At 61.7% G+C, this 24,113-nt stretch carries 21 protein-coding genes; 9 read left to right on the top strand and 12 right to left on the bottom strand.

The window, feature by feature from the left end; translation table 11 throughout:
• The first annotated feature begins 151 nt into the window (after positions 1–151).
• The 6 genes from LMG28727_RS01265 (at position 152) to LMG28727_RS01240 (ending at position 5,633) form a co-directional block, all read left to right on the top strand.
• Positions 152–697 carry an NUDIX hydrolase gene (locus tag LMG28727_RS01265; RefSeq protein WP_201640504.1) on the top strand — a complete coding sequence of 182 codons (546 nt, stop codon included), beginning with the start codon at positions 152–154 and terminating at the stop codon, positions 695–697.
• 9 nt (positions 698–706) lie between these two features.
• Entirely contained in the window at positions 707–1,444 is a 738-nt protein-coding gene (gene aat, locus LMG28727_RS01260; protein WP_201640503.1) for a leucyl/phenylalanyl-tRNA--protein transferase, read from the top strand.
• A 115-nt stretch (positions 1,445–1,559) separates the two neighbouring features.
• Positions 1,560–2,381, top strand: coding sequence for an arginyltransferase (locus tag LMG28727_RS01255; RefSeq protein ID WP_201640502.1), 822 nt, complete (start codon positions 1,560–1,562; stop codon positions 2,379–2,381).
• A 375-nt stretch (positions 2,382–2,756) separates the two neighbouring features.
• Positions 2,757–3,818 (top strand): quinone-dependent dihydroorotate dehydrogenase, encoded by a 1,062-nt coding sequence (locus LMG28727_RS01250; RefSeq protein WP_201640501.1) that lies wholly within the window; start codon positions 2,757–2,759, stop codon positions 3,816–3,818.
• A gap of 145 nt (positions 3,819–3,963) precedes the next feature.
• On the top strand, positions 3,964–4,758 hold the full coding sequence (locus LMG28727_RS01245; protein ID WP_201640500.1) for a cystine ABC transporter substrate-binding protein: 795 nt from the start codon (positions 3,964–3,966) through the stop codon (positions 4,756–4,758).
• Between the two features lie 215 nt (positions 4,759–4,973).
• A complete protein-coding gene (locus LMG28727_RS01240; protein WP_201640499.1) occupies positions 4,974–5,633 on the top strand; it encodes an amino acid ABC transporter permease in 660 nt (219 codons plus the stop codon).
• Positions 5,634–5,675: 42 nt separating this feature from the next.
• Here LMG28727_RS01240 and lepB read toward each other — a convergent pair whose 3' ends face one another.
• From lepB to LMG28727_RS01210, 6 genes are all read right to left on the bottom strand, one after another.
• A complete protein-coding gene (gene lepB, locus LMG28727_RS01235; protein ID WP_201640498.1) occupies positions 5,676–6,374 on the bottom strand; it encodes a signal peptidase I in 699 nt (232 codons plus the stop codon).
• 136 nt (positions 6,375–6,510) lie between these two features.
• Positions 6,511–7,518 carry a Gfo/Idh/MocA family protein gene (locus LMG28727_RS01230; protein ID WP_236591555.1) on the bottom strand — a complete coding sequence of 336 codons (1,008 nt, stop codon included), beginning with the start codon at positions 7,516–7,518 and terminating at the stop codon, positions 6,511–6,513.
• 133 nt (positions 7,519–7,651) lie between these two features.
• A complete protein-coding gene (locus LMG28727_RS01225; RefSeq protein ID WP_201640496.1) occupies positions 7,652–8,371 on the bottom strand; it encodes a FadR/GntR family transcriptional regulator in 720 nt (239 codons plus the stop codon).
• A 447-nt stretch (positions 8,372–8,818) separates the two neighbouring features.
• A complete protein-coding gene (locus tag LMG28727_RS01220) occupies positions 8,819–10,417 on the bottom strand; it encodes a mannose-1-phosphate guanylyltransferase/mannose-6-phosphate isomerase (RefSeq protein WP_201640495.1) in 1,599 nt (532 codons plus the stop codon).
• Positions 10,418–11,035: 618 nt separating this feature from the next.
• Complete coding sequence (locus LMG28727_RS01215; RefSeq protein WP_201640494.1) at positions 11,036–11,569, bottom strand: GNAT family N-acetyltransferase; 534 nt, start codon at positions 11,567–11,569, stop codon at positions 11,036–11,038.
• Positions 11,570–11,589: 20 nt separating this feature from the next.
• Positions 11,590–11,949: a hypothetical protein gene (locus LMG28727_RS01210; RefSeq protein ID WP_201640493.1), complete on the bottom strand. Its 360-nt coding sequence runs from the start codon at positions 11,947–11,949 to the stop codon at positions 11,590–11,592.
• 1,518 nt (positions 11,950–13,467) lie between these two features.
• On the opposite strand from LMG28727_RS01210, the gene LMG28727_RS01205 reads away from it, so the two are divergent.
• From LMG28727_RS01205 to LMG28727_RS01195, 3 genes are read left to right on the top strand one after another with little or no spacing between them, the layout of a single operon-like run.
• Positions 13,468–14,202 (top strand): Crp/Fnr family transcriptional regulator, encoded by a 735-nt coding sequence (locus tag LMG28727_RS01205; protein ID WP_201640492.1) that lies wholly within the window; start codon positions 13,468–13,470, stop codon positions 14,200–14,202.
• Positions 14,203–14,242: 40 nt separating this feature from the next.
• Positions 14,243–15,628, top strand: a complete 1,386-nt coding sequence (locus tag LMG28727_RS01200) for an undecaprenyl-phosphate glucose phosphotransferase (protein WP_201640491.1) — start codon at positions 14,243–14,245, stop codon at positions 15,626–15,628.
• Positions 15,629–15,630: 2 nt separating this feature from the next.
• Positions 15,631–16,662: a glycosyltransferase family 2 protein gene (locus LMG28727_RS01195; protein ID WP_201640490.1), complete on the top strand. Its 1,032-nt coding sequence runs from the start codon at positions 15,631–15,633 to the stop codon at positions 16,660–16,662.
• 254 nt (positions 16,663–16,916) lie between these two features.
• Here the strand turns inward: LMG28727_RS01195 and LMG28727_RS01190 are convergent, their stop codons facing one another.
• From LMG28727_RS01190 to rnr, 6 genes are all read right to left on the bottom strand, one after another.
• A complete protein-coding gene (locus LMG28727_RS01190; protein ID WP_201640489.1) occupies positions 16,917–17,339 on the bottom strand; it encodes a helix-turn-helix domain-containing protein in 423 nt (140 codons plus the stop codon).
• Positions 17,336–17,668: a type II toxin-antitoxin system HigB family toxin gene (locus LMG28727_RS01185; RefSeq protein WP_236591553.1), complete on the bottom strand. Its 333-nt coding sequence runs from the start codon at positions 17,666–17,668 to the stop codon at positions 17,336–17,338. Before LMG28727_RS01185 ends, LMG28727_RS01190 begins: the two co-directional genes overlap by 4 nt.
• A 242-nt stretch (positions 17,669–17,910) precedes the next feature.
• Positions 17,911–19,119 (bottom strand): glycosyltransferase family 4 protein, encoded by a 1,209-nt coding sequence (locus tag LMG28727_RS01180; protein ID WP_201640488.1) that lies wholly within the window; start codon positions 19,117–19,119, stop codon positions 17,911–17,913.
• Positions 19,120–19,658: 539 nt separating this feature from the next.
• Positions 19,659–20,354 (bottom strand): ribose-5-phosphate isomerase RpiA, encoded by a 696-nt coding sequence (gene rpiA / locus LMG28727_RS01175; protein ID WP_201640487.1) that lies wholly within the window; start codon positions 20,352–20,354, stop codon positions 19,659–19,661.
• A 63-nt stretch (positions 20,355–20,417) separates the two neighbouring features.
• Positions 20,418–21,164, bottom strand: a complete 747-nt coding sequence (gene rlmB, locus LMG28727_RS01170; protein WP_201640486.1) for a 23S rRNA (guanosine(2251)-2'-O)-methyltransferase RlmB — start codon at positions 21,162–21,164, stop codon at positions 20,418–20,420.
• Between the two features lie 225 nt (positions 21,165–21,389).
• Positions 21,390–23,900, bottom strand: a complete 2,511-nt coding sequence (gene rnr / locus LMG28727_RS01165) for a ribonuclease R (RefSeq protein WP_201640485.1) — start codon at positions 23,898–23,900, stop codon at positions 21,390–21,392.
• Positions 23,901–24,113: the final 213 nt, after the last annotated feature.

Genomic DNA, 24,113 nt, shown 5'->3' with positions numbered 1-24,113 from the left:
ACATCCCACCTTCTCGCGGCTGCTTGCAGTGCGACGTGGGTTGCGGAATTCGCCGCGCCAGGGGATCGCGTTGCGCCATCCACCTCAGCCCGACCTCAGAAAAAGCCCGGGCCAGTGATAAACTCCCATCACTCTTTCTCGTCCCCCTCCTATGAAATTCTGTTCTGTCTGCGGTCACGGAGTCAGTCTGAGCATTCCACCGGGCGACAACCGCGAGCGCTTCGTCTGCGGCAGTTGCGGCACGGTGCATTATCAAAATCCGCGCAACGTGGTCGGCACCGTCCCGGTGTGGGACAACAAGGTGCTGCTGTGCCGTCGCGCGATCGAACCGCGCTATGGCTACTGGACGCTCCCCGCAGGCTTCATGGAAATGGGTGAAACGACCGCCGAGGCCGCCTCGCGCGAAACGCTGGAAGAAGCCGGCGCGCGCGTCGAAGTACAGAGCCTGTTCTCTCTGCTGAACGTGCCGCACGTGCATCAGGTTCATCTGTTTTACATGGCGCGCCTGCTCGATCTCGACATTGCCGCCGGCGAGGAAAGTCTCGAAGTGAAGCTCTTCGAGGAGCACGAAATTCCGTGGGACGAGATCGCGTTCCCCACGGTCGGCCAGACCTTGCGGTTCTTCTTCGCCGACCGCTCTGCCGGCAGTTTCGGCCTGCACACGGGCGACATTTTCCGCTCGCTGCGCGAAGGTTGAGCGTCGCGCATGGTCCCCTGGCTCGGTGCTGACGATCCGTTCCCGTCCGTTGAACGCGCACTTGGCGCGTCCAGCGGCGCACCCGGCCTGCTCGCGGCCAGCGCGGACCTGCTGCCGTCACGTTTGATCGATGCTTACCGGCGCGGCATTTTCCCCTGGTATTCGGACGGACAACCGGTGCTGTGGTGGAGCCCCGATCCACGCATGATCCTGCGCCCCGCCGAGTTCAAGGTGTCACCGTCACTGCGTAAAACGCTCAAGCGCGTGCTGCGCGACGACGCGTGGGAAATTCGCGTCGACGATAATTTTGCCGCCGTGATGCGCGCCTGTGCGCAGGCACCGCGACATGGACAGCGCGGCACGTGGATCACCGCCGACGTGATCGAAGCGTATTCGTCGCTGCATCGGGTGGGCGATGCGCACAGCATCGAAACCTGGTTCGAAGGCAGGCGCGTGGGCGGCTTATACGGCGTGTCGTTCGGCACAATGTTCTTCGGCGAATCGATGTTCGCGGAGGTCACCGATGCGTCGAAAATGGCTCTGGCCGCGCTTGTCGGACACCTGCGACGTCACAAAATAGAAATGATAGACTGCCAGCAGAACACGTCGCATCTGGCATCGCTAGGCGGTCGCGAGATAGCACGCAAGGCGTTCGTCGCGCATGTTCGCGCGTCTGTCGGTGCACCGTCTATTCCATGGCGCTTCGACAAGACCGCGTTGCTCGAGGTCGTCACGCGGGCGGCGTAGGAAGAATCAGGCCGAATCCGGATCCGCCGTCTACGGGCCGCGGGTCACGAGCCGCGAGTTTCAGATCGCATGGCGCCGGGTTTGCATTACCAGAGATGCTTCGAGAGCTGCCAACGTGACTCATCCTAACGAGCTGCCTCTTTCCCCGCTTTCAGCGCTGCAATTTTATGCAACGGCGCCCTATCCCTGCAGTTATCTGGACGGGCGCATCGCGCGCTCGCAGGTCGCCACCCCCAGTCATCTGATCAACTCCGACGTCTACACCGATCTCGTCAAGGCGGGCTTCCGGCGCTCGGGCGTATTCACCTACCGTCCGTATTGCGACGGTTGCCGGGCATGCGTGCCGGTGCGAGTGCCGGTCGAGCAGTTCGAGCCGAACCGCACGCAGCGCCGGGTCTGGAAAAAGCATGGCGAACTGATTGCGACGGTCGCGCCGCTCCATTACGACGAGGAACATTACGCGCTGTACATGCGTTATCAGTCGGCGCGGCATGCGGGCGGCGGCATGGACCGCGACAGCCGCGACCAGTACGAGCAGTTCCTGCTGCAAAGCCGGATCAATTCCCGGCTGGTCGAATTCCGTGAGCCATTACCCGATCGGCCGGACGCGCCGGGCATTCTGCGCATGATCAGCATGATCGATATTCTCGGCGACGGGTTGTCGTCGGTTTATACGTTCTTCGAGCCCGGGCTCGAGCAAACCAGCTTCGGCACGTACAACATTTACTGGCAGATCGAACAGGCGCGCAGCCTGAAGCTGCCTTACGTCTATCTCGGCTACTGGATTCGCGAGAGTCCGAAGATGGCGTATAAGGCGAATTTCCGGCCGCTGGAAGGTTTGATCGACGGAGCGTGGCGGGTGCTGGACCCGGCCGGAGTGGACCTGCCGCCGGTCGATCTGGCGATTCATGGACGGCGTGGGCCGCTTAAGCCGTAGGGGCGGGTTTCGGCTTGGCGGGTTTCGGCTTGGCGGGTTTCCCAAGGGGATGGGCGGCGGTTGGCGGTTGGCGGTTGGCACCACCCGTTGCCTTCATCTCGCCTTGCAAAGCTGCGGCGCCCCTCGCCACGAGTCAGTGCCCTAAAAAACCTCCAGCACGCTTCGCTGGAACCAAGAACCAGGAACCAGGAACCAGGAACCAGGAACCTCAAGGTAGCAACGGCACAAGCCCGCAACCGCAACCCAACTGCAGCCCCTTCCGCAGCAACAAGCCGCCCCTCGCCTCCACCTCGACCACCCAGCCATCCCCATCGCTCAGCCCAAATCCACCCGCGCCCCACCACTCCGTCTCATTAACGCGCCAAAGCCGGTAAAATGACGGGTTCCCATTTTTCGGCCGCCCGGCTTCGTCCCGTGTTCAGTTCCCTCTATCCGCTCGTACGCGCCCAACTCTTTCGCATGGACGCGGAAGACGCTCACCACCTCACCTTGCGCATGCTCGGCGCCGCCGGCCGCACCGGCCTCGCGGGCGCGTTTGCGCCACGCGTGCCGGATGCGCCGCGTACCGTGATGGGGCTGACGTTCCGCAATCCGGTCGGGCTCGCCGCGGGCCTCGATAAAGACGGCGCCTGCATCGACGGGCTGGCCGCGCTCGGCTTCGGCTTTATCGAAGTCGGCACGGTCACGCCGCGCGCGCAGCCGGGCAACCCGCGTCCACGCATGTTCCGTCTGCCGCAGGCGGGCGGCATCATCAACCGGATGGGTTTTAACAACGCCGGGGTCGACCAGTTCGTGAAGAACGTGCAGGCCGCGCGCTATCGCGGCACGCTCGGACTGAACATCGGCAAGAACGCCGACACGCCGATCGAACGCGCCGCCGAAGACTATCTGTACTGCCTCGAACGCGTGTACCCGTTCGCGAGCTACGTGACGGTCAACATTTCGTCGCCGAATACGAAGAATCTGCGTCAGTTGCAAGGCGCGGGCGAACTGGACGCGCTGCTGGCAGCGCTCAAGGACAAGCAGCAACGCCTCGCCGACCTGCACGGCAAGCTGGTGCCGCTCGCGCTGAAAATCGCGCCGGATCTCGACGACGAACAGATCAAGTCGATCGCCGACACCCTGCTGCGCCATCAATTCGAAGGCGTGATCGCCACCAACACGACGCTGTCGCGCACCGCCGTCACCGGCATGCAGCACGGCGACGAAGCTGGCGGCCTGTCGGGCAAGCCGGTATTCGACGCGTCGAACGAAGTGATCCGCAAGCTGCGCGCGGAAGTGGGCGAGACGGTGCCGATCATCGGTGTCGGCGGAATTTTCTCCGGCGACGATGCGCGCGCCAAGCTGGCAGCCGGCGCGGCGCTGGTGCAACTCTATACTGGGTTCATCTACCGCGGACCGGCGCTGGTCGCCGAATGTGCGCAGGCGCTGCGCTGAGCGGCAGCAACGCGGGCGGCCTGGTCGACGAGACTTATGCGGCCCGCATGGAATATAGACATAAACAAACGGTATTTACGTTTCGATAGCCTGCTTTGCTATGCTTTCGTCCGTTAAAACGCCAGTCGAACAACCAAGGAACACGATGAAATTTGGCCTGCTGAAAAAGATTCTCGTCGCCGGTCTGATCGGCGCGTCGTTCACTGCCGTCACCGCGCACGCCGACGACCTGCTCGACCAGGTCAAGCAACGCGGCACGCTGCGCATCGGCCTGGAGGGCACCTTCCCGCCGTTCAACTCGAAATCGCCGTCGGGCGAACTGGTCGGCTATGACGTCGACATCGCCAAAGCCGTCGCGGCGAAGCTCGGCGTGAAGCCGGAATTCGTCACGACCGAGTGGAGCGGCATCATTGCCGGTCTGCAGGCTGGCAAGTTCGACGTGATCGTCAACCAGGTCGGCATTACGGATGCGCGCAAGCAGGCGCTCGATTTCTCGCCGGCTTACACGTACTCGGCCGCGCAGTTGATCCAGCGCAAGGACGACACGCGCGAGTTCAAGACGCTCGACGACCTGAAGGGCAAGAAGCTCGGCGTCGGTCTGGGCACGAACTACATGGACATGGCCAAGTCGGTGCCGGGCATCGATGTGAAGACGTACCCGGGCGCGCCTGAATATCTGCGCGATCTGGCCGCCGGCCGTCTGGACGCGGCGCTCAACGACCGTCTGATGCTCGCGTACCTGCTGAAGAACTCGCAGTTGCCGCTGCGCACCGGCTCGAACGTCGGCCCGGGCAACCCGTCGGGCATTCCGTTCAAGAAGGGCAATCCGAAGTTCGCCAAGGCGATCTCCGACGCAATGGCTCAACTCGAAGCCGACGGCACGTTCGCGAAGATCTCGGACAAGTGGTTCGGTATCGACGTCAGCAAGCCGATCCAGTAAGACACGCGGGATGAAGCAAAGGGCGGCATCGTGTACGATGCCGCCCTTTGTGCTTTTAAAACGCCGACCGGGCGTTACCATCAGGATGTCGCCGCGCGCCTGGCAGCGGCGCAGCTAGTGCGCACCTCACGCCGGCCCCGTGCACGCGCACCTGATCCCCAATTCCCCGCCAAAGTTTATGATGTGCGCTTCGTGCGCCAACCCGACCACCGCTCATGTCTATCACCTCCCTGCTCGTCCAATCGCTTCCTGTGCTCGCACAGGGCGCCCTCCTGACGGTCAAGTTCGCGATCCTGTCGATGATCTTCGGCCTGATCGCCGGGGCTGTGCTCGCGTTGATGGGTGTCAGCCACAGCCGTCCGCTGAACTGGCTCGCGCGCATCTATGTCAGCGTGATGCGCGGCACGCCGCTGCTGGTGCAGATTTTCGTGATTTATTACGGCTTGCCGAGTTTCGGCATCTCGCTCGATCCCACGCCCGCCGGCGTCATCGCGCTGTCGGCGAATGTCGCGGCATATCTGTCGGAGAGCATGCGCGGCGCGATTCTCGGAATTCACGACGGTCAATGGCTGGCCGCGTACAGCCTGGGGCTGTCGCGCCGTCAGACGCTGCGCTACGTGATCGCACCGCAAGCGCTGCGCATTGCAGTGCCTAGTCTGTCGAACAGTCTTATCAGCCTGATCAAGGACACCTCGCTCGTGTCGGTGATTACCGTGACCGAACTGCTGCGCAGCGCGCAGGAAATCATCGCATCGACGTATCAACCGCTGCCGCTTTATCTGGCGGCGGCCGCCGTGTACTGGGTGTTGTGTCAGGTGCTGGAATGGGCGCAGCGCTGGTATGAGCGACGGCTTGCGCTGCCGTCGCGGCACTGAACGACGCCAGGCTGCATCAGGCAGCACCGACGCCCCTCAGAGCTAGCGGCTCGCCACCTTCGACGCCCCATCCAGCGCCGCGCCAAAGCGCTCGAAACGCGGCTTGTAATAGTGATCCGGGTCGAGCGAGAACGCGACGTGACGCGTGCGGCCCATCAACTCGTTACGCGGAAAGAAACCGAAATAGCGCGAATCGGCGCTGTTATCGCGGTTGTCGCCCAACATCAGATACTCGCCGGCGGGCACCGTGACCGGACCGAACGAATCGCGTGAGCTCGGCGCATCGACCGAAAGCCGCACAGTGTGCGCGACGCCGTCAAAGCGTTCGGTCAGATAATCGCCGGGAGACGCGGCGTCGCCCGGTAGCGGCTTCAGTTTGAGCGGCTGATAATCGGCGCGCACGCCATTCACAACCAGCACGTTGTCACGCATCGCCACGCTGTCGCCTGGCAAACCGATCAGCCGTTTGACGAGCAGCTCATGCGCGGCCGACGAATCGATCGTGACGATATCGCCGCGCTGCGGGTCGTGCAGATGCGCGATGGTGATATGGGTCAGCGGCACACGCAGGTCGTAAGCCATCTTGTCGACGACAATCCGGTCGCCTTCGCGGATGGTCGGCAGCATCGAACCGCTCGGTACGACGTTCCAGTCGGCGACGGCGCTGCGAAACAGCACCATCAGAAAGATAAACGCGATGAGGCTTTTACTCTCGCGCCACAATTTTCCAGCTATGCGCATGGCAAGCGACTCCAGTTCCAACGGAATGTGTTCGAAAGCGGCAAGCACGGACGCCTGACTGCGCATTCCCGTGCCCGCGCAAATCGTATCACTGCGGCGGTACTGAACGACCGCCAGAGCGCAACCGCGGCGCCGCTCACTCACCCGCGAATTTGAGCCCCAGCGCCGCGCGCGCGGCATCGGCCATGGCGATCATCTGCAACGATTTGTGATGCGGCATGACCGGGCTTTCCACCTGCCCCGCGCGAATCAGTTCGCAGAAGTGCGCGGTCTCGTAGTTCAGACCGCCGCCTTCGAACGGCTCGTCGAGTTCGACCGTATGCCCGTCTTTATAACGGATCGTTGCGCGCGACGGATTCCACCACGGCTCGTGAATCGTCACGTGGCCATGGGGGGCCATCAGCAGCGCGTCGCCCTTGCCGTGCAGATCGAGTCCGCAGAACAACTGCGCGATACCGCGTTCATGCTGGCTATTCAGACTCGCAAATGTATCGACGCCGGTCGCACCGAGCCGGCCGAGCGTCTGCACGTCGAGCGGTGCGCCGAGCCAGTCCACCGCGAGGAACATTTCGTAGACGCCGATATCGAGCAGCGCGCCGCCCGCATGCTCGAACGACAGAGACGGATGATCATCCGGCACACCCGGCACCGAACAACCCGCGCGCACCAGTCCGACATCGCCGATCGGCTCGCCGGCCAGATGCTCGCGCAATTTTTTGTACAGCGGATAAAACGGCGGCTTCATCGCTTCCATGAACAGCCGTTGCGACGCACGCGCGGTGTCGAGTACCCGTTCGAGTTGCGGCGTATTGATAGTGGCGGGTTTTTCGCACAACACGTGCAAACCGGCCTGCAACGCGGCGACTGCGTAGTCGGCGTGACTGTCCTGAACGGTGGCGATATACAGCGCGTCGATGCCGCTGGCGAGCAGCGCGTCGAAATCGGCGCAGACCTCACAGGTGCCGGCGCCAAATTCTTCGGCGAACGCTTTGGCCGGTTCCACGCGACGCGACCACAGCGCGGTGAGTTGCGCGTGCGGCACATAAGCGAGGCCTTGAGCAAAGCGGCGGGCAATCCGTCCGGTGCCGACGATCCCCCAGCGGATCACGCGATCCGACGGGTTTTCCTGTGTTGCGATTGTCATCGTGTCTTCGAGTCCATGCAGTTCAGAACAGGCGCTATTGTCGCGCATGCCGCACGTCAATGCGCGGACACGGGCTCACGCCGTTCTTCATGCACAGTCTCGCCAATCACACGATGCGACCACAGCCGCACCTCTAGCCGTGCGAAGGCGGCTCGGCGGATAACGCGCCGCCCACTTCTTCCGCCGTGTAGTCGATCATCGCGAGCGACGCGATTTCCGCTTCCTTCGGATCGCGCCGTTCGATCGCTTCCACCACTCGCCGATGCGAATTCACCGCGGTTTCCCACAAGCCATCCTTGTCGGTAACGATCGGATTGGTGGTCGACAACGCGCCGCGAATGATCGCCGCCATCTGCTTGAAAAACTGATTGCCACTCGCCACGACGATGCGGGTGTGGAACAGTTCATCGGCCTCCTGATAACCGGGATCGCCCGGGCGGATTGCGCGAAACGCTTCGAACGCCTCCCGAATCGCGGCGATGTCCGCGGCGCTGCCGCGCGCAGCAGCCTGCGCCGATGCACGTGGTTCGATCAGGATGCGAAACTCGATCACGTCGCGCAGAAACAGCGGATCAGGCTTCGCGCGAAAGCGCCAGTTCACGACATCCTCGTCGATCATGCGCCAGTCGCTCATCGACCTGATACGCGTGCCGATCTTCGGCCGCACGTCCAGCATGTCGCGCGCGAGCAGCATCGACAGCGCCTCGCGCATGACGGTGCGGCTGACATCGAACTCCTTTGACAACACATCCTGCGGTGGCAGGATGGCGCCGTATTTCTCTTCGACGATCCCGGTGACAAGCCCATCCATCACTTTGCTCACCAACGATCGATCTTTATTTGCCTGTTCCATGACACTCTCCCCGAAGCGGTGTTTCCCCCGCGTAGCCTGTTGATGAAGCGGCCCTTGCGTGTCGTTTTTTTATCAGTCGATCTGTTCTTTTACGATACGTTGCTAGCTTCAAAACAGATGCGCCAGTGGGATACTTCCTGACAGGGTTATCCCTCTGGAGAATTGTTTCTTCTATGTAACGCAGCATGTTTTGACGGGCCATAAGCTTGCGTCTCAAGCGTGCCTGCGTTACTAAATTTGCATCGTGCGAATACGCACGTAGCGGCACGAATTGTCTGATCCGTGTCGCTCTCGTGTTGCCAGGCTCGTCGAAAAGATGGGGAGATGGACAGCGCGAAAACGCCCTGCATCACGATAATGAAAGCGCCCCCAGCGTTGCCGGACCGGCGTCCGTTTCCGTGGGAGGCGCGAGAGCGCAGCGTCGATGCGAGCGGTCAATATGAAGCGTCAACGTGAAACGCTGTTGCCCGCGTCGCTGGCTTGCTGGTCGCGGCCATACTGATCGTCAAAGCGCACGATGTCGTCTTCGCCGAGATACGTGCCCGACTGCACCTCGATCAATTCCAGCGGTGTTTTGCCCGGGTTTTCGAGCCGGTGCGTGACGCCAAGCGGAATGAACGTCGACTGGTTCTCCGAGAGCAGGAACTGCTCGTCGGCGCGCGTGACGAGAGCCGTGCCGCGCACCACGATCCAGTGCTCGGCGCGATGATGATGCATCTGCAACGAAAGGCGTCCGCCCGGTTTGACGACAATGCGCTTCACGTGGAAGCGCTCCCCGTGTTCGAGCGAATCGTAATAGCCCCATGGCCGCGAGACCTTGCGATGCTCGTGTGCTTCAGCGCTACGCTGCGCCTTCAGACGGCTGACAATCGCCTTGACGTCCTGCACGCGGTCTTTGGCGGCGACCAGCACCGCGTCGGCGGTCTCGACCACGACCACGCCCTTCACGCCCACGCACGCCACCAGTCGCCCCTCCGAATGCGCGAAGCTGCCGGTCGATCCGGCAAACACCACGCGGCCTCGCGCGACATTGCCATCGGCGTCCTTGGTCGAAGCGTCCCACACCGAGTCCCACGCCCCCACGTCCGACCATCCGGCGACGAGCGGCACCGCGACGCCAGCCAGGCGCGCATCGGTGCCGATACGCTCCATCACCGCGTAGTCGATCGAATCGGATGGGCACGCGGCAAACGAATCGCGCGCGAGATGCACTGCGCCGTCGCTATCTACCGTGGCGTGCTCGAAGGCTTGCCCACATGCCGCCGCAATCACCGGGCGGCACAACTTGATCGCCGCCAGCCACACCGACGCGCGCACGACGAACATGCCGCTATTCCACCAATACTCGCCGGACGCGACATAACGTTCCGCGAGTTCGGCGTCGGGCTTCTCGACAAAGCGATCGATTGCACGCGCACCCTGCGCGCCAAGCGCCATACCTGTACGGATATAACCGTATCCCGTCGCCGCACGATGCGGCGGCACACCCAGCGAGACGATCGCACCGCGCGCTGCATGTACCAGCGCTTCGGCGAGCGCCGCACCGAATGCCGCGTGATCGACGATCAGATGATCCGACGGCAAAGCGACGAGGATCGGGTCGTCGCCCTCCGCCGCTGCCGCGCGCGCGGCCAGCGCAGCGACGGTCAGCGCGGGAGCGGTATTACGCGACGCCGGTTCCAGCACCATGCGCGCGCGACGTCCGCATTGTTCGAGACAGCCTAGCGTCTGCAAGCGCAGGTCCTCGCAGCACACCACCAGCGGCGTGCTCGTCGCGAGTGGCTCGGCAGTCGCCATGCCGGACGCTGTCGCACTGCGCGCCGCCACGACGAACGCTGCATCGAGACGACGCAACGTGGCTTCGAGCAACGATTCGTCTCCCATCAGATCGATCAACTGTTTCGGATTGCGCTCGCGCGACAGCGGCCAAAGCCGCGAACTCGCGCCGCCCGCGAGAATCGCGGGCTGCACGGATAGACGCGTGAGCGTTTCGTTATTGCCCGCGCCCGAAGCGAGCGGATTGCCTGGTTCCACGATGCGATTCATGAGCGAGTCCCTGTTCAATCTGGTCTGTTCCTGTCGTAGGGGTGACGCGAAACACCGCGCGTATGCCCCCCTCCGATCCACGAAAGTCAGTCAAAGCAGCAGACGGCAAACGATTGGTGAACGATAGATTGAAACCACCTGGCGTCGCTGTCTCCCATATTGGCGGCGATCTACTCGCCTTGATGGCAGCCTGAACCCAGACTGCCTGATAGGCCGGTCTATGTCAGGTTGCCCGCGCCGTTCAGACAGCGTCGTTAGACAATCACATGCAGTGCGTGGGAGGTTTCGTCGTGGCCCGATACGTGCCGACGTCGCGATCCGGTTTGATGTTGCGCATGGCAAAGAGCGCGACGATGTCCCGGTGATCCGACATGGGTGACGACACGAATCGTTGACGAGTCTGCGAAGCGCCGCACTTGCGGCGTCAGGAAAAACGGCCAGCAGACGAAGCCGAATGAGCGGGTCGTCATCAAACAGTCGACCCGCTGGCCTGGGTGCGTCAGAGTCCATCCCAGGGAACTTGCAGAATCACGACGACAACAAAAATCGCACGCACAGTGAATGGCGTTCGTCGCTGGCCTGCGTCAAAAACAAGGTACTGCTAACCTGCGCCCGCACTCAAAGCAACTCAAACGTATTCACTAGTGACGCGCCTTCACGCGCGCGACGCAATACGCCAAACCGCGGTTGACTGCCGCGCACCTGACGCGTGAGGCCGATAAACGGCACACCGTGTTCGAGGTACGGACCTTCTGTCTTGCGAAAACCGAATTGCTCGTAGAAGGTGCGCAAGCCGAGCGGCGCACTCACGCGCGCGGCGTGCCCGGGCCAACGCTGCGCGATGGCCTCGAGGATGCGTTCGACCAGCAGTTCGGCGGTGCCGTCGCCGCGTCGCAGCGGACTCGTCAATACTTTGTCGATGGTGATGTCGGGATCTTCGGCATCGCCAGGCAGCACACGTGCGTACGCAAGAATCGGCATCGGGCGCGCCATGTCCTCCACCGCGAACACGTGCAGCGCGTTTTCATCGCGGCCGTCGGCGTCGAGGCAGACATGCGACTGTTCGACCACGAACACCGCGCTGCGCGCACGCAAGATCAGATACAACTCACGCGCCGAAAGCTGATCGAATTCCAGCGTTTTCCAGTTCATCACGTTCCCCAGCGGTCAATTTAGTTCAGCACGGCGGACAAGCACACGCCACCCTCGATGGCCTGGCTCAACATGCCGGCCGTTGTGATGGCTACACGGTACGTCTTGTGACGCGCGTGTTTCCGTGCGCTTTCGCACTGACGCTGGAGTTTGATAAAACCTGTATGAGATTTATCGACGACAGAAGTGATGGCGAGGGTCGATAAACGAAAAACGAGCGGTCCGATTTTCTTTAAAACACCTTTATTTAAGGGGCCATTGAGCGTTTCATGAAAGCCGCGGTGTTGATGCCGACATGAATTCAACGATAAGTCGGACATTACTGATGATGAAGCGCACTTGCGGAGAATCTTGCGGCATAACCATTGACGTGCGCTCATTACCGCCACTAGTGGCGATAAAGCACTACACGCCGATCACGTAGGCGAATGGCAATGAGCGCGGCGCGAACCGACATCAATCGTAGCGGGTGGCCTACTTCGAAAATGTCGAAGCCGTCGTTTCATTCCCGGTACATTTCGCGCGCGGGCCCAGCTTCGCAACCTGCTGTGAGACCTCCAATCGGATGCCGCTCGACTCTTCGCTGACGTGGTTCGATGCCTATCCACCGCTCTGCCATCGTCGAATCGTGCAAGCTTTGAACCTCATGATTATGACGAGCCGATGTCCACGCTCATCATTGCTCACATGCAATTGCGCTGCGCTCTTTGCTCGGTCACAGGCCCCGCCCGAACGCATTTTTCGCAAACCGCGACAGGGTGTTCGAGTGCGATACATTTTCTGCATTTGCACGCGAGCACAGCGTGCTCCGAAGCAAGACTTCCCGATGGCGAAATTCAACTATAGAGAAGATGCCGATATCGGTAACTTAATCGCCGCCGGTGCCGCGACATTGCACTTGCACATGACCATTTAGCACGACAGAGAATGACGCCAGGCTTCCCTGTTGAAGGTTGAAAGCATCGAGTGCTCATGACCGACCCGTCGTGAATGCTGCATGCGAACCTTCGGACAAAAAACGCAGTCCGCGATCCAGGTCATCTACGTATGGCCGTTTTCAACTACCAAGCCTCTGATCTGATGTTTCGTCGGAAGCTGGCGTCTAGATCCGCTTACCTGTCTTCGAGTCGGTCACAGACCGTCTGTTTCTCACTAATGCATCGTTGTGAGCGCATCCACTCACTCCTTTTGAACTGACGAAACAACGCTTGCATCGTGAACAAACTACCGGCGCCCAAGGTGTTATCCGCCACTCCTGCTGCTTGCCGTCTGCTGCGCTCTACTCGCGTGACCACTGGAGCGCCTGAACCAGCGTCATATGAATCAACTGTCTGGTCTGCGGAATCACTGTTGGGTTCGACGCGACTCTTTCCTCTGCAAAAACACGATCGGTACGGCAGCGTACGAAGCGGGCTGAACACATCTGAATCAATTCCGGCACATCCCGGACATCACGTTAAAACAGGCTTTGAAGGCATAGTGCAACGCTTCTCGCCCCTCCCGAGGACCCCGCCCAGCAGCGGCAAAGCCAATCCCGTCAAGGACTTAGGCCGGATAAAAATGCCCCGCGAAACGCGGACTATTCAAACGGTCGTTGTACAAATATGAAACAAAAAGCGTCGTTTCGCTTAGCGCGGAGCCCGGACCTGGTTCGCTGCGCCGCACCAGTGCTCGTTTTCCCTGTCGTTGGCACGCTCCTCGCTAATAGATGAGCGCAACGCAGCGTCATCGCAAACGGCATTTACAAACAAGCGGCGACGCACCAAGGCCAATACGGGGCCGGTCCTGTTCATCCTTTAGCTGCTCGCCAGGCAGCGCGCTGTTTATCAGCGGATGCAGGCATCGGATCAAAAAATCAGAAAGTCACGCACACCGCGACTTTCACGCGAGGACCGATCATGTTGACACTTCAATCAGATCTGCACGGTAACCATTTGCTCGGCGCACTGCCGTCCCATGAATGGCAAGCGCTAGCTCCTCATCTTGAACTGGTTCACCTGCGCACTGAGCAATTGCTGTGTGATTCCGGCCAACGTATTCACCACGTCTATTTCCCGACCACCGCCATTATCTCGATGCTCTCGACGATGGAAGACGGCAGCTCGGTCGAAATCGCCGCGGTCGGCCGTGAAGGCATGACCGGCGTTCCCGTATTGACCGGCGGCGAAACCATGCCGAACCGCGTACAGGTGCAATGCGCCGGCTTCGCGTACCGGATGAGCGCACAGGCGCTCAAGCAGCAATTCGGCCGCTCCGACTTCCTGCGCCGCCTGATGCTGCTGTACATGCACGCCCTTCTCACTCAGGTCGCGCAAACGGCCGCGTGCAATCGCCACCACGCGCTGAACAAGCAGCTGTGCCGCTGGCTGCTGATCGAAGTGGATCGCGTCGCCTCGAACGATCTGACCGTGACCCAGCAGCTGATCGCCGACATGCTCGGCGTGCGCCGCGAAGGCATTACCGAAGCAGCCGGCAAGTTGCACGACGAAGGCCTGATTCATCACAGCCGCGGCCACATCAAGGTGCTCGACCGCGCCGGCCTCGAAGCACGTGCATGCGAATGCTACGGCCTCGTCAAGCGCGAATTCGACCGCCTTCTGCCGCGCCTGCGTCAGGCCGAGACTGTCGAATAAGCACAGCATCGTTGGTCCGACTACCGGATAAAACTCAACTATGTTCAGGAATACTGCGCGATGCCTCGACGCACTCTTCGTGATTGCGGGAGGCCTGATCGCTCACTGGATGCGTTTTTCGCCGCCTATCGCGTTGTCGGATACCGAGCGCCTTCTGATTGCGTTTAACTGCGTGCTCGTGTTGCTGCTGTTTCCAGGCTTTGGCGTCTACGACACGTGGCGCGGCAAGGCACTCGCGCCGATGCTGGCTCGAGTCGCCGCCGCATGGATGGTCGTGGTCGCCACCGCCCTCGTGCTGGCGTTCACGCTGCATCGTATGGATGCGGTGTCGCGGCTGTGGTTCGGCTATTCCACGCTGATCTCCGGTGCGCTGATCGTCGTCGCCAAGTGCATTGTGCATGTCGCACTGCGCAGCGTGCGGCGCCGTGGGATGAATTCGCGCACAGTCGCGATTGTCGGCGCGCCCGGTTTTTCGCGCACGCTGCTCGCCCATCTCGAACATGCGCCGCAAGCCGGCTTTAAGCCAGTGTGCGTTTTCGACACCAGCATTGAAGGCGCGCAGAGCTATGGCCCACGTCTTAACCGCCTGCCGGTGCTGACCGATCTCGATGCGTTCGCCGACAAGGTCCGCAACGATCGCGTGAACGAAGTCTGGCTCGCGTTGCCGTTGTCAGAAGAACATACGATTTACCGCTTCACGCGCACGTTCCGACATGACTTCGTGAACCTGCGCTTCATTCCCGATATTCGCAGCCTCTCGCTGTTCAATCACACGCTGGTCGACGTGGTCGGCCTGCCGACACTCAACCTGAGCGCGACGCCGTTCTCGTCGCCGCAGATGTGGCCCAAGCTGATCTTCGACCGCCTGTTCGCGATGTGCGCGCTGCTCGCCCTCGCCCCGGTGTTCGTCGTGCTCGCGATTGGCATCAAGCTCACGTCGCCGGGACCGGTGTTTTTCCGGCAAACGCGCAAAGGCGTGGACGGCCAGCCGTTTGGCATCTACAAATTCCGTTCGATGAGCGTGCATCAAGAAACGCACGGCCAGATCACGCAGGCCTCGCGCAACGATTCGCGCGTGACGAAACTCGGCGGCTTCATGCGTCGCACGAGCCTCGACGAACTGCCGCAGTTTCTGAACGTGCTGCTGGGTCAAATGTCAGTGGTCGGCCCACGTCCGCATGCGGTCGAACACGACGATCTTTACAAGGATCAGGTGTACGGCTACATGTACCGCTACCGGATCAAGCCGGGCATCACCGGCTGGGCCCAGGTGAACGGCTATCGCGGCGCTACCAACAAGGTCGAGAAGATGGAAGCACGCGTCAAATTCGACCTGTTCTATATCCACAACTGGTCGTTCTGGTTCGATATGAAAATTGTGTTCATCACGATCTTCAAAGGGTTTATCGGACGCAACGCATTCTGACCATGCCGCTACGGGAACCGACCGTGAGAGTCTCCGTGATCGTGCCGACCTGGCGACGCACCGCCGATCTCGCGCGTTGTCTCGCCGCGCTCGATGCGCAGCAGCGCCGCGCGGACGAAGTGATCGTGATCGCACGCCACGACGATTACGCGACGCTCGACTGGCTGCGCAGCCGCGAAGCCAGCCGTCCCGATCCGCGCCGTTGTGTCGTGCTCGTGCGCAAACCCGGCATGGTGGCCGCGTACAACCTCGGCATAGAAAGCGCGAGCGGCGACGTGCTCTGCTTTACCGAAGACGACGCCGCTCCGCATCCGGACTGGATCGCACGCATTGCCCGCGCCTTTGAAAGCGTGCCAGAGCTAGGTGGCCTGGGCGGCCGCGACGTCCTGCATGAACGCGACGGCATGGCGCCGGCACAGAAGCCGCAGGTCGGACTCGTCAGCTGGTATGGACGCGTGATCGGCAATCATGCGATCGGCTCCGGTGAAGCCCGCGCCGTTCAGGTGCTCAAGGGCGTGAACATGGCGTTCCGGCGCGCCGCGATCGGCGCGCTGCGGTTCGACCGGCGCTTGCGCGGCAGCGGTGCTGAAGCTCACTGCGACATGGCGTTCAGCCTGGACGTGCAACGGCGCGGCTGGACCCTGATTTACGATCCTTCGCTACGGGTCGATCACTTCCCGCCCCGACGCAGCGACGACGATGCGCGCATCGCTTCAGCCTTCAACGACACGGCCTTCTACCACGCATCGTTCAATCTGCGACTGATCCTGTGCGAATACCTGACACCTGCCGGTCGACGGGCATTCGTCGCCTATTCTGCGTTGATCGGCGAGCGCACGGAACCGGGCTTGCTGCGCGCGTTGTTGCAGATCTTCGCGCGTGGCGGCGTTGCGCTTGCGCTTCGCAAATGGCAGTTAGGTTTGCATTCGATGCGCGCCGCGTCGCAGGAAGCCGCGCGCATCGGCAAGGTTCACCGTGAATGGCGCGATGCCCGCGATACCGGTAGCGAATCGTATCCGGCAAGACACTCATGACGAGCGCGTCGAACGTCGCCTGATTTCGTATGGGACAAGCAGGGCCGCGCCGGATCGAGGCGCGGCCCTTTTGCATGGGCTCAAGAATTTTTCAGCGGCTGCGGAATACGAAGTACAGAAAAACCGCTGACGCCGGCGACCGAAACACAAGCCGCCAGCGTCGCGTGAATTAGAACGTGACGTTGAAGTGCGAGAGGCAGGTTTGCCCGGCACAGCGCGCGGCAAGCAGAAGCCGCCTCGCGCCGCCCGGTGTTCTACAGAAACGCGCTGACGTCCGTATGAAAACGCAGTGCGAGCGCTTTCGCCACCTTCTTGCTGATGGCGCGCCGCCCCGCGAGAATATCGCTCACCACCGTGGGCGACGCGATACCTATCAGGTCCTTCTGCTTGAGCCCGTGCGTTTCCAGCAGATGCCGGAGCACCTCGCGAGGCTCCGCTTTCGGAATCGTCACGTGGTGTATTTCCCAGCTTTCGACCAGATCCGTCACGATCGCAAACAGATCGGCAAGCGGGTTCTCCGCGCTGCCATTCAGATGATCGGACAACGAGTTGGCGACCCGCACCATCTGCTGATAATCCTCTTCTGTGCGAATCGGTTTGATCGGCAGTTCGGCTTGCAGCGCGGCCCAGGTTTGAGCGATGTCGGGAAAGGCTCCCGGAAGGCGATCGGCGTTCATGAGTTTAAATTCTTCCTCGTCCAAAGGTCGTACTCCGCATGCGTCGATAGGTGACGAACGAATAACGACTGCCTGTTGTAGTGAATCGCCGCGACTATCCGGTACTGGTTCCCATCCCCACCGAAAACGGTGCATGGGGGCGGGTCGCAGTCCACGCTAGCGAACGTCTGCTTCAGGTCGTTATGGCCATACGCGAGGCAAGCCTGCGCCAGTGAATAGCTCGTCAATAGCGCCTGCACGCCCCCGGATGTCTCTTTATGAAGTCCAACAACGCTTTCTTTGAAGTGACCCGCATCGTTGTTCCCCGCAGGTGACCGCGCATCGAACATGCGCGCTCGCCTGCGAGGCGTGGCAAACCGGATCGACATCGATAGCCGGTCGGACTGGCATCGCCCGAGCGACGGTTTACAACACACTACAGTAAGACAAAACTCGTTTTATTCGCGCACTGTGAGCCTGTCGATGCACGCGTATCGGGACGGGCTGTGCGGTCCTCTGGTCCATCCTCGTGCACTGGCTGACGCGTGAGCGGATCCGGCCGACGCCTCTGGTTTTCGGTCAATCAGTGTCGCTAATTGTTTTTCGGCGATGTCTCGCGTGACCAGGCGACGTCCGCGGTCGCCCGATCGTGTTCGGCCGACACCACGCTTGCCGCCTGTCGATCCAAACCCGCCGCCGCGATCGTGCGCGTCACTTCCGCCATGAACGCGCGCCGGAAAACTGCTGCTGAGAAACGTTCGGCGTTTGCGCGGCAAGCCGCCGGGGTGATGCGGTCGCGAAGCCGTTCGAAGCGGTCGATCGCGTCGCGCATCGATTCCACGGTTTGTCGTGCGAAATAGACGCCCGTGGCGCGTGGTTCGCCAACCGGCACAACCGCTTCGAGCGCACCGCCCTTACCGAATGCAATCACCGGCGTGCCGCATGCCTGGGCTTCGAGCGCAACGATGCCGAAGTCTTCTTCGGCGGCAAACACGAAAGCCCGCGCGCGCTGCAAGTAGTCCTTGAACACCTCGGCCGGTTGATAGCCGAGGACCGTCACATTCGGACCCGCCCTCGCACGGATCGCCGCCATCTGCGGGCCGTCGCCAATCACCACCAGCTTGCGGTGCGGCGTCGCGTTGAACGCATCGACGATCAGATCGATGCGCTTGTAAGACACCATGCGCGATGCGGTCAGATAGAAGTCGTCCTTGTGCGTACGCAGTTCGAACTCATGCACGTTGACCGGCGGCGGAATCACGGCCGCGTCGCGCCGATACGTTTTCATCATCCGACGCGCGATGAAATGCGAACCCGTAATCAACCGATCCACACTATTCGCGGATCGCGCGTCCCAGCCACGCAGATAGTGCAGCCATGCACGCGCCGCCCACGACTTCGGCCCACGCGTCAGCTTCCTTTCACGCAGATACTGATGTTGCAGATCCCACGCGCAGCGCATCGGCGAGTGCACGTAACTCACATGCGTCTGATGCGGGCCGATTACGACCCCCTTCGCGACCGCAGAGGAACTCGTGATGACGAGGTCATACTCCGACAGATCGAATTGCCTGATCGCGCGCGGCATCAACGGCAGATACGTGCTGAGGCGATGCCGTGCAAACGGCAGACGCTGGATAAACGAGGTCGTCACCGTCCGGCCACCGAGCAGTCTGCGGTCTTCGAGGAAATCGACAAGACTGAAAAGGTCGGCGTCGGGAAAGCACTCGATAATCTGCTCGAGCACTTTCTCTGCTCCACCCGGCGCAACGAGCCAGTCATGCACGATCGCCACTTTCATGAACTCTCCTGCGTGTCGGGGTCAGGCCTTCAGGCCTTGGCATAGCAACGAGTGTATGTGCCACATTAGTTGCTGTGCGTGCGGGTGCCCACATTCGACATGCGACAGTGCGCGAATAATCAGGCCTCCTGGCTCTCTTGCGACAAAGCGCTACGCTTCATTACAACGCGTTACGAGAGTCGCTGCTTTTGACGCTATGCCGGTTGCTTAATACCTCTGTTTAACGTGTTCTGATGGAGCCGTTTTATCGCCTCGGCTGCGTCCGGATAGACGGATGCAGGTCAGTCCGAGTCGAACCGCGTCATGCGTTTTCAGCAGGGGAATGTGCAGTGAGGAAGTGGCATCCGGTGATTGCTACTGCAATGATCGGTTAATGCGCGCGTCACGTTGCGTGACGATGATCTGCGGAAAGAGTTTTCAGTAAGTGATTGAGTGAATGTTTGCAGCGGATAACACAGTCGGTCAGATGCCGGCCGTGCAACCGCCGCAAGCATGAACCCGTCGGAACGGGTTCATGTACGACTTCAGAACGATCCCGCTCAGCCCTTGCTGTACTCGATCGTTTCGACGCCGGTATCCGTGCCGAGCAGGCACAGATTCGCACCACGGCCGGCGAACAGCCCGACCGTCACCACGCCCGGCCATGCATTGATGTGCATTTCCAGGGTGCGCGGATCGCTGATACGCAAACCTTTGACGTCGATGATTTCGTTACCGTTATCGGTAATGAAAGGCACGCCTTCTTTCGTCACGCGCACGACCGGCACACCGCCGAGAGCCGTGACACGGCGACCGATTGCGGTACGCGCCATCGGCACCACCTCGATGGGCAGCGCGAAGTTGCCGAGCGTGTCGACCAGCTTGCTCGCGTCGGCAATGCAGACGAACACGTCCGACACCGACGCGACGATCTTCTCGCGCGTCAGCGCACCGCCGCCGCCCTTGATCATCGCGCCGCTGTGGTCGATCTCGTCCGCGCCGTCCACATACACCGGCAGCGAGTCGATTTCGTTCAGGTCGAGCACCTTGAAGCCGTGCGATTGCAACCGTGCGGTGGTGGCGAGCGAGCTCGACACCGCGCCGCGATAGCGCGACTTGTTGGCGGCCAGCGCGTCGATAAAACAGTTCGCGGTGGAGCCGGTGCCGACGCCGACTATCGCGCCCTCGGGCACGTTGGCGTTCACGTAGTCGGCGGCGGCCTGGCCGACCAGTTGCTTGAGTTCGTCTTGGGTCATGGGAAAGGCTGGCGTGCAGTAAAAACGCCTAGTTTACCGGAGTGGCGCGCGAGCGCCGCTGGATTACTTCTTCTTCACCGAGCGCTGACGAACCGCTTCGAACAGGCAGACGCCCGACGCCACCGAGACGTTCAGGCTTTCGACCGTGCCGGCCATCGGAATCTGCATCACGACGTCGCAGGTATCGCGGGTGAGGCGACGCATGCCCTCGCCTTCCGCGCCCATCACGAGCGCCACAGGACCGTCCAGTTCCGTCTCATAGAGGCTCTTGGTGGCCTCGCCAGCCGTGCCCACCACCCACACCCCGGCGTCCTTCAACTCGCGCAGCGCGCGTGCCAGATTCGTGACGGTGATATACGGCACGGTATCGGCCGCGCCGCTCGCGACTTTGGCCGCCGTGGCGTTCAGCCCCACCGCACGATCACGCGGCACGATCACCGCATGCGCGCCAGCGGCGTCGGCCACGCGCAGGCAGGCACCGAGATTGTGCGGATCGGTCACGCCGTCGAGCACCAGGATCAGCGGCGAGCCGTTGATGCCATCGAGCAGTTCGGCGAGGTTCTGCGCGAGCGGCATGTCGCTCGCCCGCGCCACCACGCCCTGGTGACGCTCGGTGTGCGCGAGGCCCCACAAACGCGTTTCGTCGGCCGCGATCAGACGCACGCCGGCTTCTTTCGCGGCATGCAGAAATTCGGTCATACGACGGTCTTTGCGCGTCGCGTCGTAATACACCTCTTCAACCGTCGATGCATCGTGCCGGATGCGGGCGGTCACTGCGTGGAAACCGTATAAAACCTTGAGACGTGACATGACTGAACAACCTTTGATTGAGCGCGCATTGAACGCGCGCTGCTGTGATGAATACGAGCCTGGGTACGTGAATCGAGTGCTGTGCCTGCAAGCTCACTTGCCTGCTGCGTCCGGATACCTGATTGCACTGACTGCACTGCAATATGCCTGCGATAAAACGCAGACCGCGCGCAACCGGTACGCGTGAACGTACCCGATGCGCGCGGTTCGACCGATGAAGCTGCTTCAGCGCTTCTTGCGTGCCTGCGGTTTCGCTGCCGACTTGGCCACGACGCCGTGCTTCTTCGCCGCGCCGCGCGCGGCGCGTGCTTCCTTGACCGCCGCCGTTTGCGCAGGAGCCGCCTTCTTGCGGCGCCCGCCCGGCGCCGCCGTGCCGCCCGCGCCACCGTCTACCGGAGGCAACGCGCGCACGCGTGCGCTGCCGCTTTCGCCCGGGTTCCTGTCGGCCGCTGCGCCACGCGCGGCCGGTGGCTTGATCGGCGTATCGCGCACCAGACGAAAATCGATCTTGCGCGCATCCAGATCGACGCGGCTCACCTGCACGCGCACGCGGTCCGACAACCGATAACGAATACCGGTACGCTCGCCGCGCAACTCGTTCTTGATCTCGTCGTACTGGAAGTAGTCCGAGCCCAATTCGGTGACGTGCACCAGACCTTCGATGAACAGCGAATCGAGCTGCACGAAAATGCCGAACGACGTCACGCCGCTCACCATGCCGCCGTACTCTTCGCCGAGCTTGTCGCGCATGAAATAGCACTTCAGCCATGCTTCGACGTCACGCGACGCTTCGTCCGCGCGACGTTCGTTGGCCGAGCAATGCAAGCCGAGTTCTTCCCAGATCGCGACGTTCTTCGCGCGCTGCAGGCCACGCTTTTCTTCGTCGGACTGCTGCATCGCGCGAGCACGCGGCGACAGCGCCGTATTCAGCTCGACGCCTTGCGGCGGCTCCGGCTGATATTTACGGCCTTGCAGGATCGCGTAGATCGCGCGGTGCGTCAGCAGATCGGGATAACGGCGGATCGGGCTCGTGAAGTGCGCATAAGCCTCATACGCGAGACCGAAGTGACCGATGTTGTCCGGGCTATAAACCGCCTGCTGCATCGAGCGCAGCAGCATGGTTTGCAGCATCTGCGCGTCGGGCCGCTCGCGGATCTGCGCCATCAGCGCGGCGTAGTCGCTGGCGTGCGGCTTGTCGCCGCCTTGCAGCGTCAGCCCCATGCCGCGCAGGAACGTGCGCAGATTTTCGAGCTTCTCCGGGGTCGGCCCGGCGTGAACGCGGAACAGACCCGGATGCTTGTTGCGCTTGAGGAAGTCGGCCGCGCAGACGTTCGCGGCCAGCATGCATTCCTCGATCAGCTTGTGCGCGTCGTTGCGGGTGCGCGGCACGATCTGCTCGATCTTGCCCTGCGCATTGCAGACGATGTACGTCTCGGTCGTATCGAAGTCGATCGCGCCGCGCTTCTGACGCGCCGCGAACAGCGACTTGTACACGCCATACAGATTCTGCAGTTGCGGCAGCAATGCAGCGCGACGTGTGGCCTCGGGGCCCTTGGTGTTTTTCAACACCGCGGCGACTTCCGTATAGGTCAGACGCGCGGCGGAATGCATCACGCCGGGATAGAACTGATACGCCTTCACTTCGCCGCGCGCGGTGACGATCATGTCGCAAACCAGCACGCAACGGTCGACGTTCGGGTTCAGCGAGCACAAACCGTTCGACAGCTTTTCCGGCAGCATCGGAATCACACGGCGCGGGAAATACACCGACGTGCTGCGCTCGATCGCATCGGCGTCGAGCCCGCTCTTCGGATGCACGTAATGCGACACGTCGGCGATCGCGACGATCAGGCGGAAGCCCTCGCCGCGTCCGACCTGAACCGGTTCGCAATACACCGCGTCGTCGAAGTCGCGGGCGTCTTCGCCGTCGATCGTGACGAGCGGCACGTCGCGCAGATCGATACGATGACGCGCGTCGACCGGACGCACTTCGTCGGGCAGCTTCGCGGCTTCGTCGAGCGCGGCCTGACCGAACTCATGCGGCACGCCGTACTTGCGCACCGCGATCTCGATTTCCATGCCGGGGTCGTCGATATCGCCGAGCACTTCGACCACGCGGCCAAGCGGCTGCGAATGACGGCTCGGGAAATCGGTGAGTTCGACCACCACCACCTGGCCGACCTTGGCCTTCTTGGTGTTTTGCGCGATCAGAATGTCGTGGCCGATGCGCTTGTCTTCAGGTGCGACGATCAGCGCGCCGTTCTCATTGAGCAGCCGGCCGATCACGCGCTTGTTGGCGCGATCCGTGACTTCGACGATATGCCCTTCCGGGCGGCCGCGCCGGTCATAACCGACGATGCGTGCGAGCACCCGGTCGTTATGCATGACCTTCTGCATCTCGCCGGTGGGCAGGAACAGATCGTCCTGGCCGTCGTCGCGAATCAGGAAGCCGTAGCCGTCGCGGTGACCTTGCACGCGACCCGCGACAAAGTTCGACGGATGCGTGAGTTGATAGAGATTGCGCTGATCGAGCCGGATCTGGCCGTCGCGCTCCATGGCGCCGAGGCGCTTGAAAAATCCCTCGCGCTCCTGGCGCTTGATCGACAAGGCTTCAGCAATGTCGTTCGCGGCAAGCGGCGCTTCACTCGTGCGCAGGACGCCGAGGATTTCTTCGCGGCTTGGAATCGGATAGGGAAATTTGCTCAAGGGCTTGTCGATGATTTTTTCTCGTTGCATGGACGTCGGTCGGCGATGTGGCTCGGCTTGGGAAGCGTTTGCGTTGTGCTTCAGTTGCGCTTGAAATGCACCTGCAAATGCACAGAAAAAAACTGCTCGGGTCCGGCTCGTTCAAGGCTGAGTCGACGCTCGTATGTGCACCGTGCCAACGAACTACTGCGAGGCATTCTAACACCCGTCTTGCGCGCCAAGCGGGCCGTCAATAGTCGCTGA

Source organism: Paraburkholderia metrosideri (assembly GCF_904848625.1).
Classification (GTDB): Bacteria; Pseudomonadota; Gammaproteobacteria; order Burkholderiales; family Burkholderiaceae; genus Paraburkholderia; species Paraburkholderia metrosideri.
Note: the sequence above shows the minus strand (reverse complement) of the source record. Positions and strands in the feature narration are given on the sequence as shown.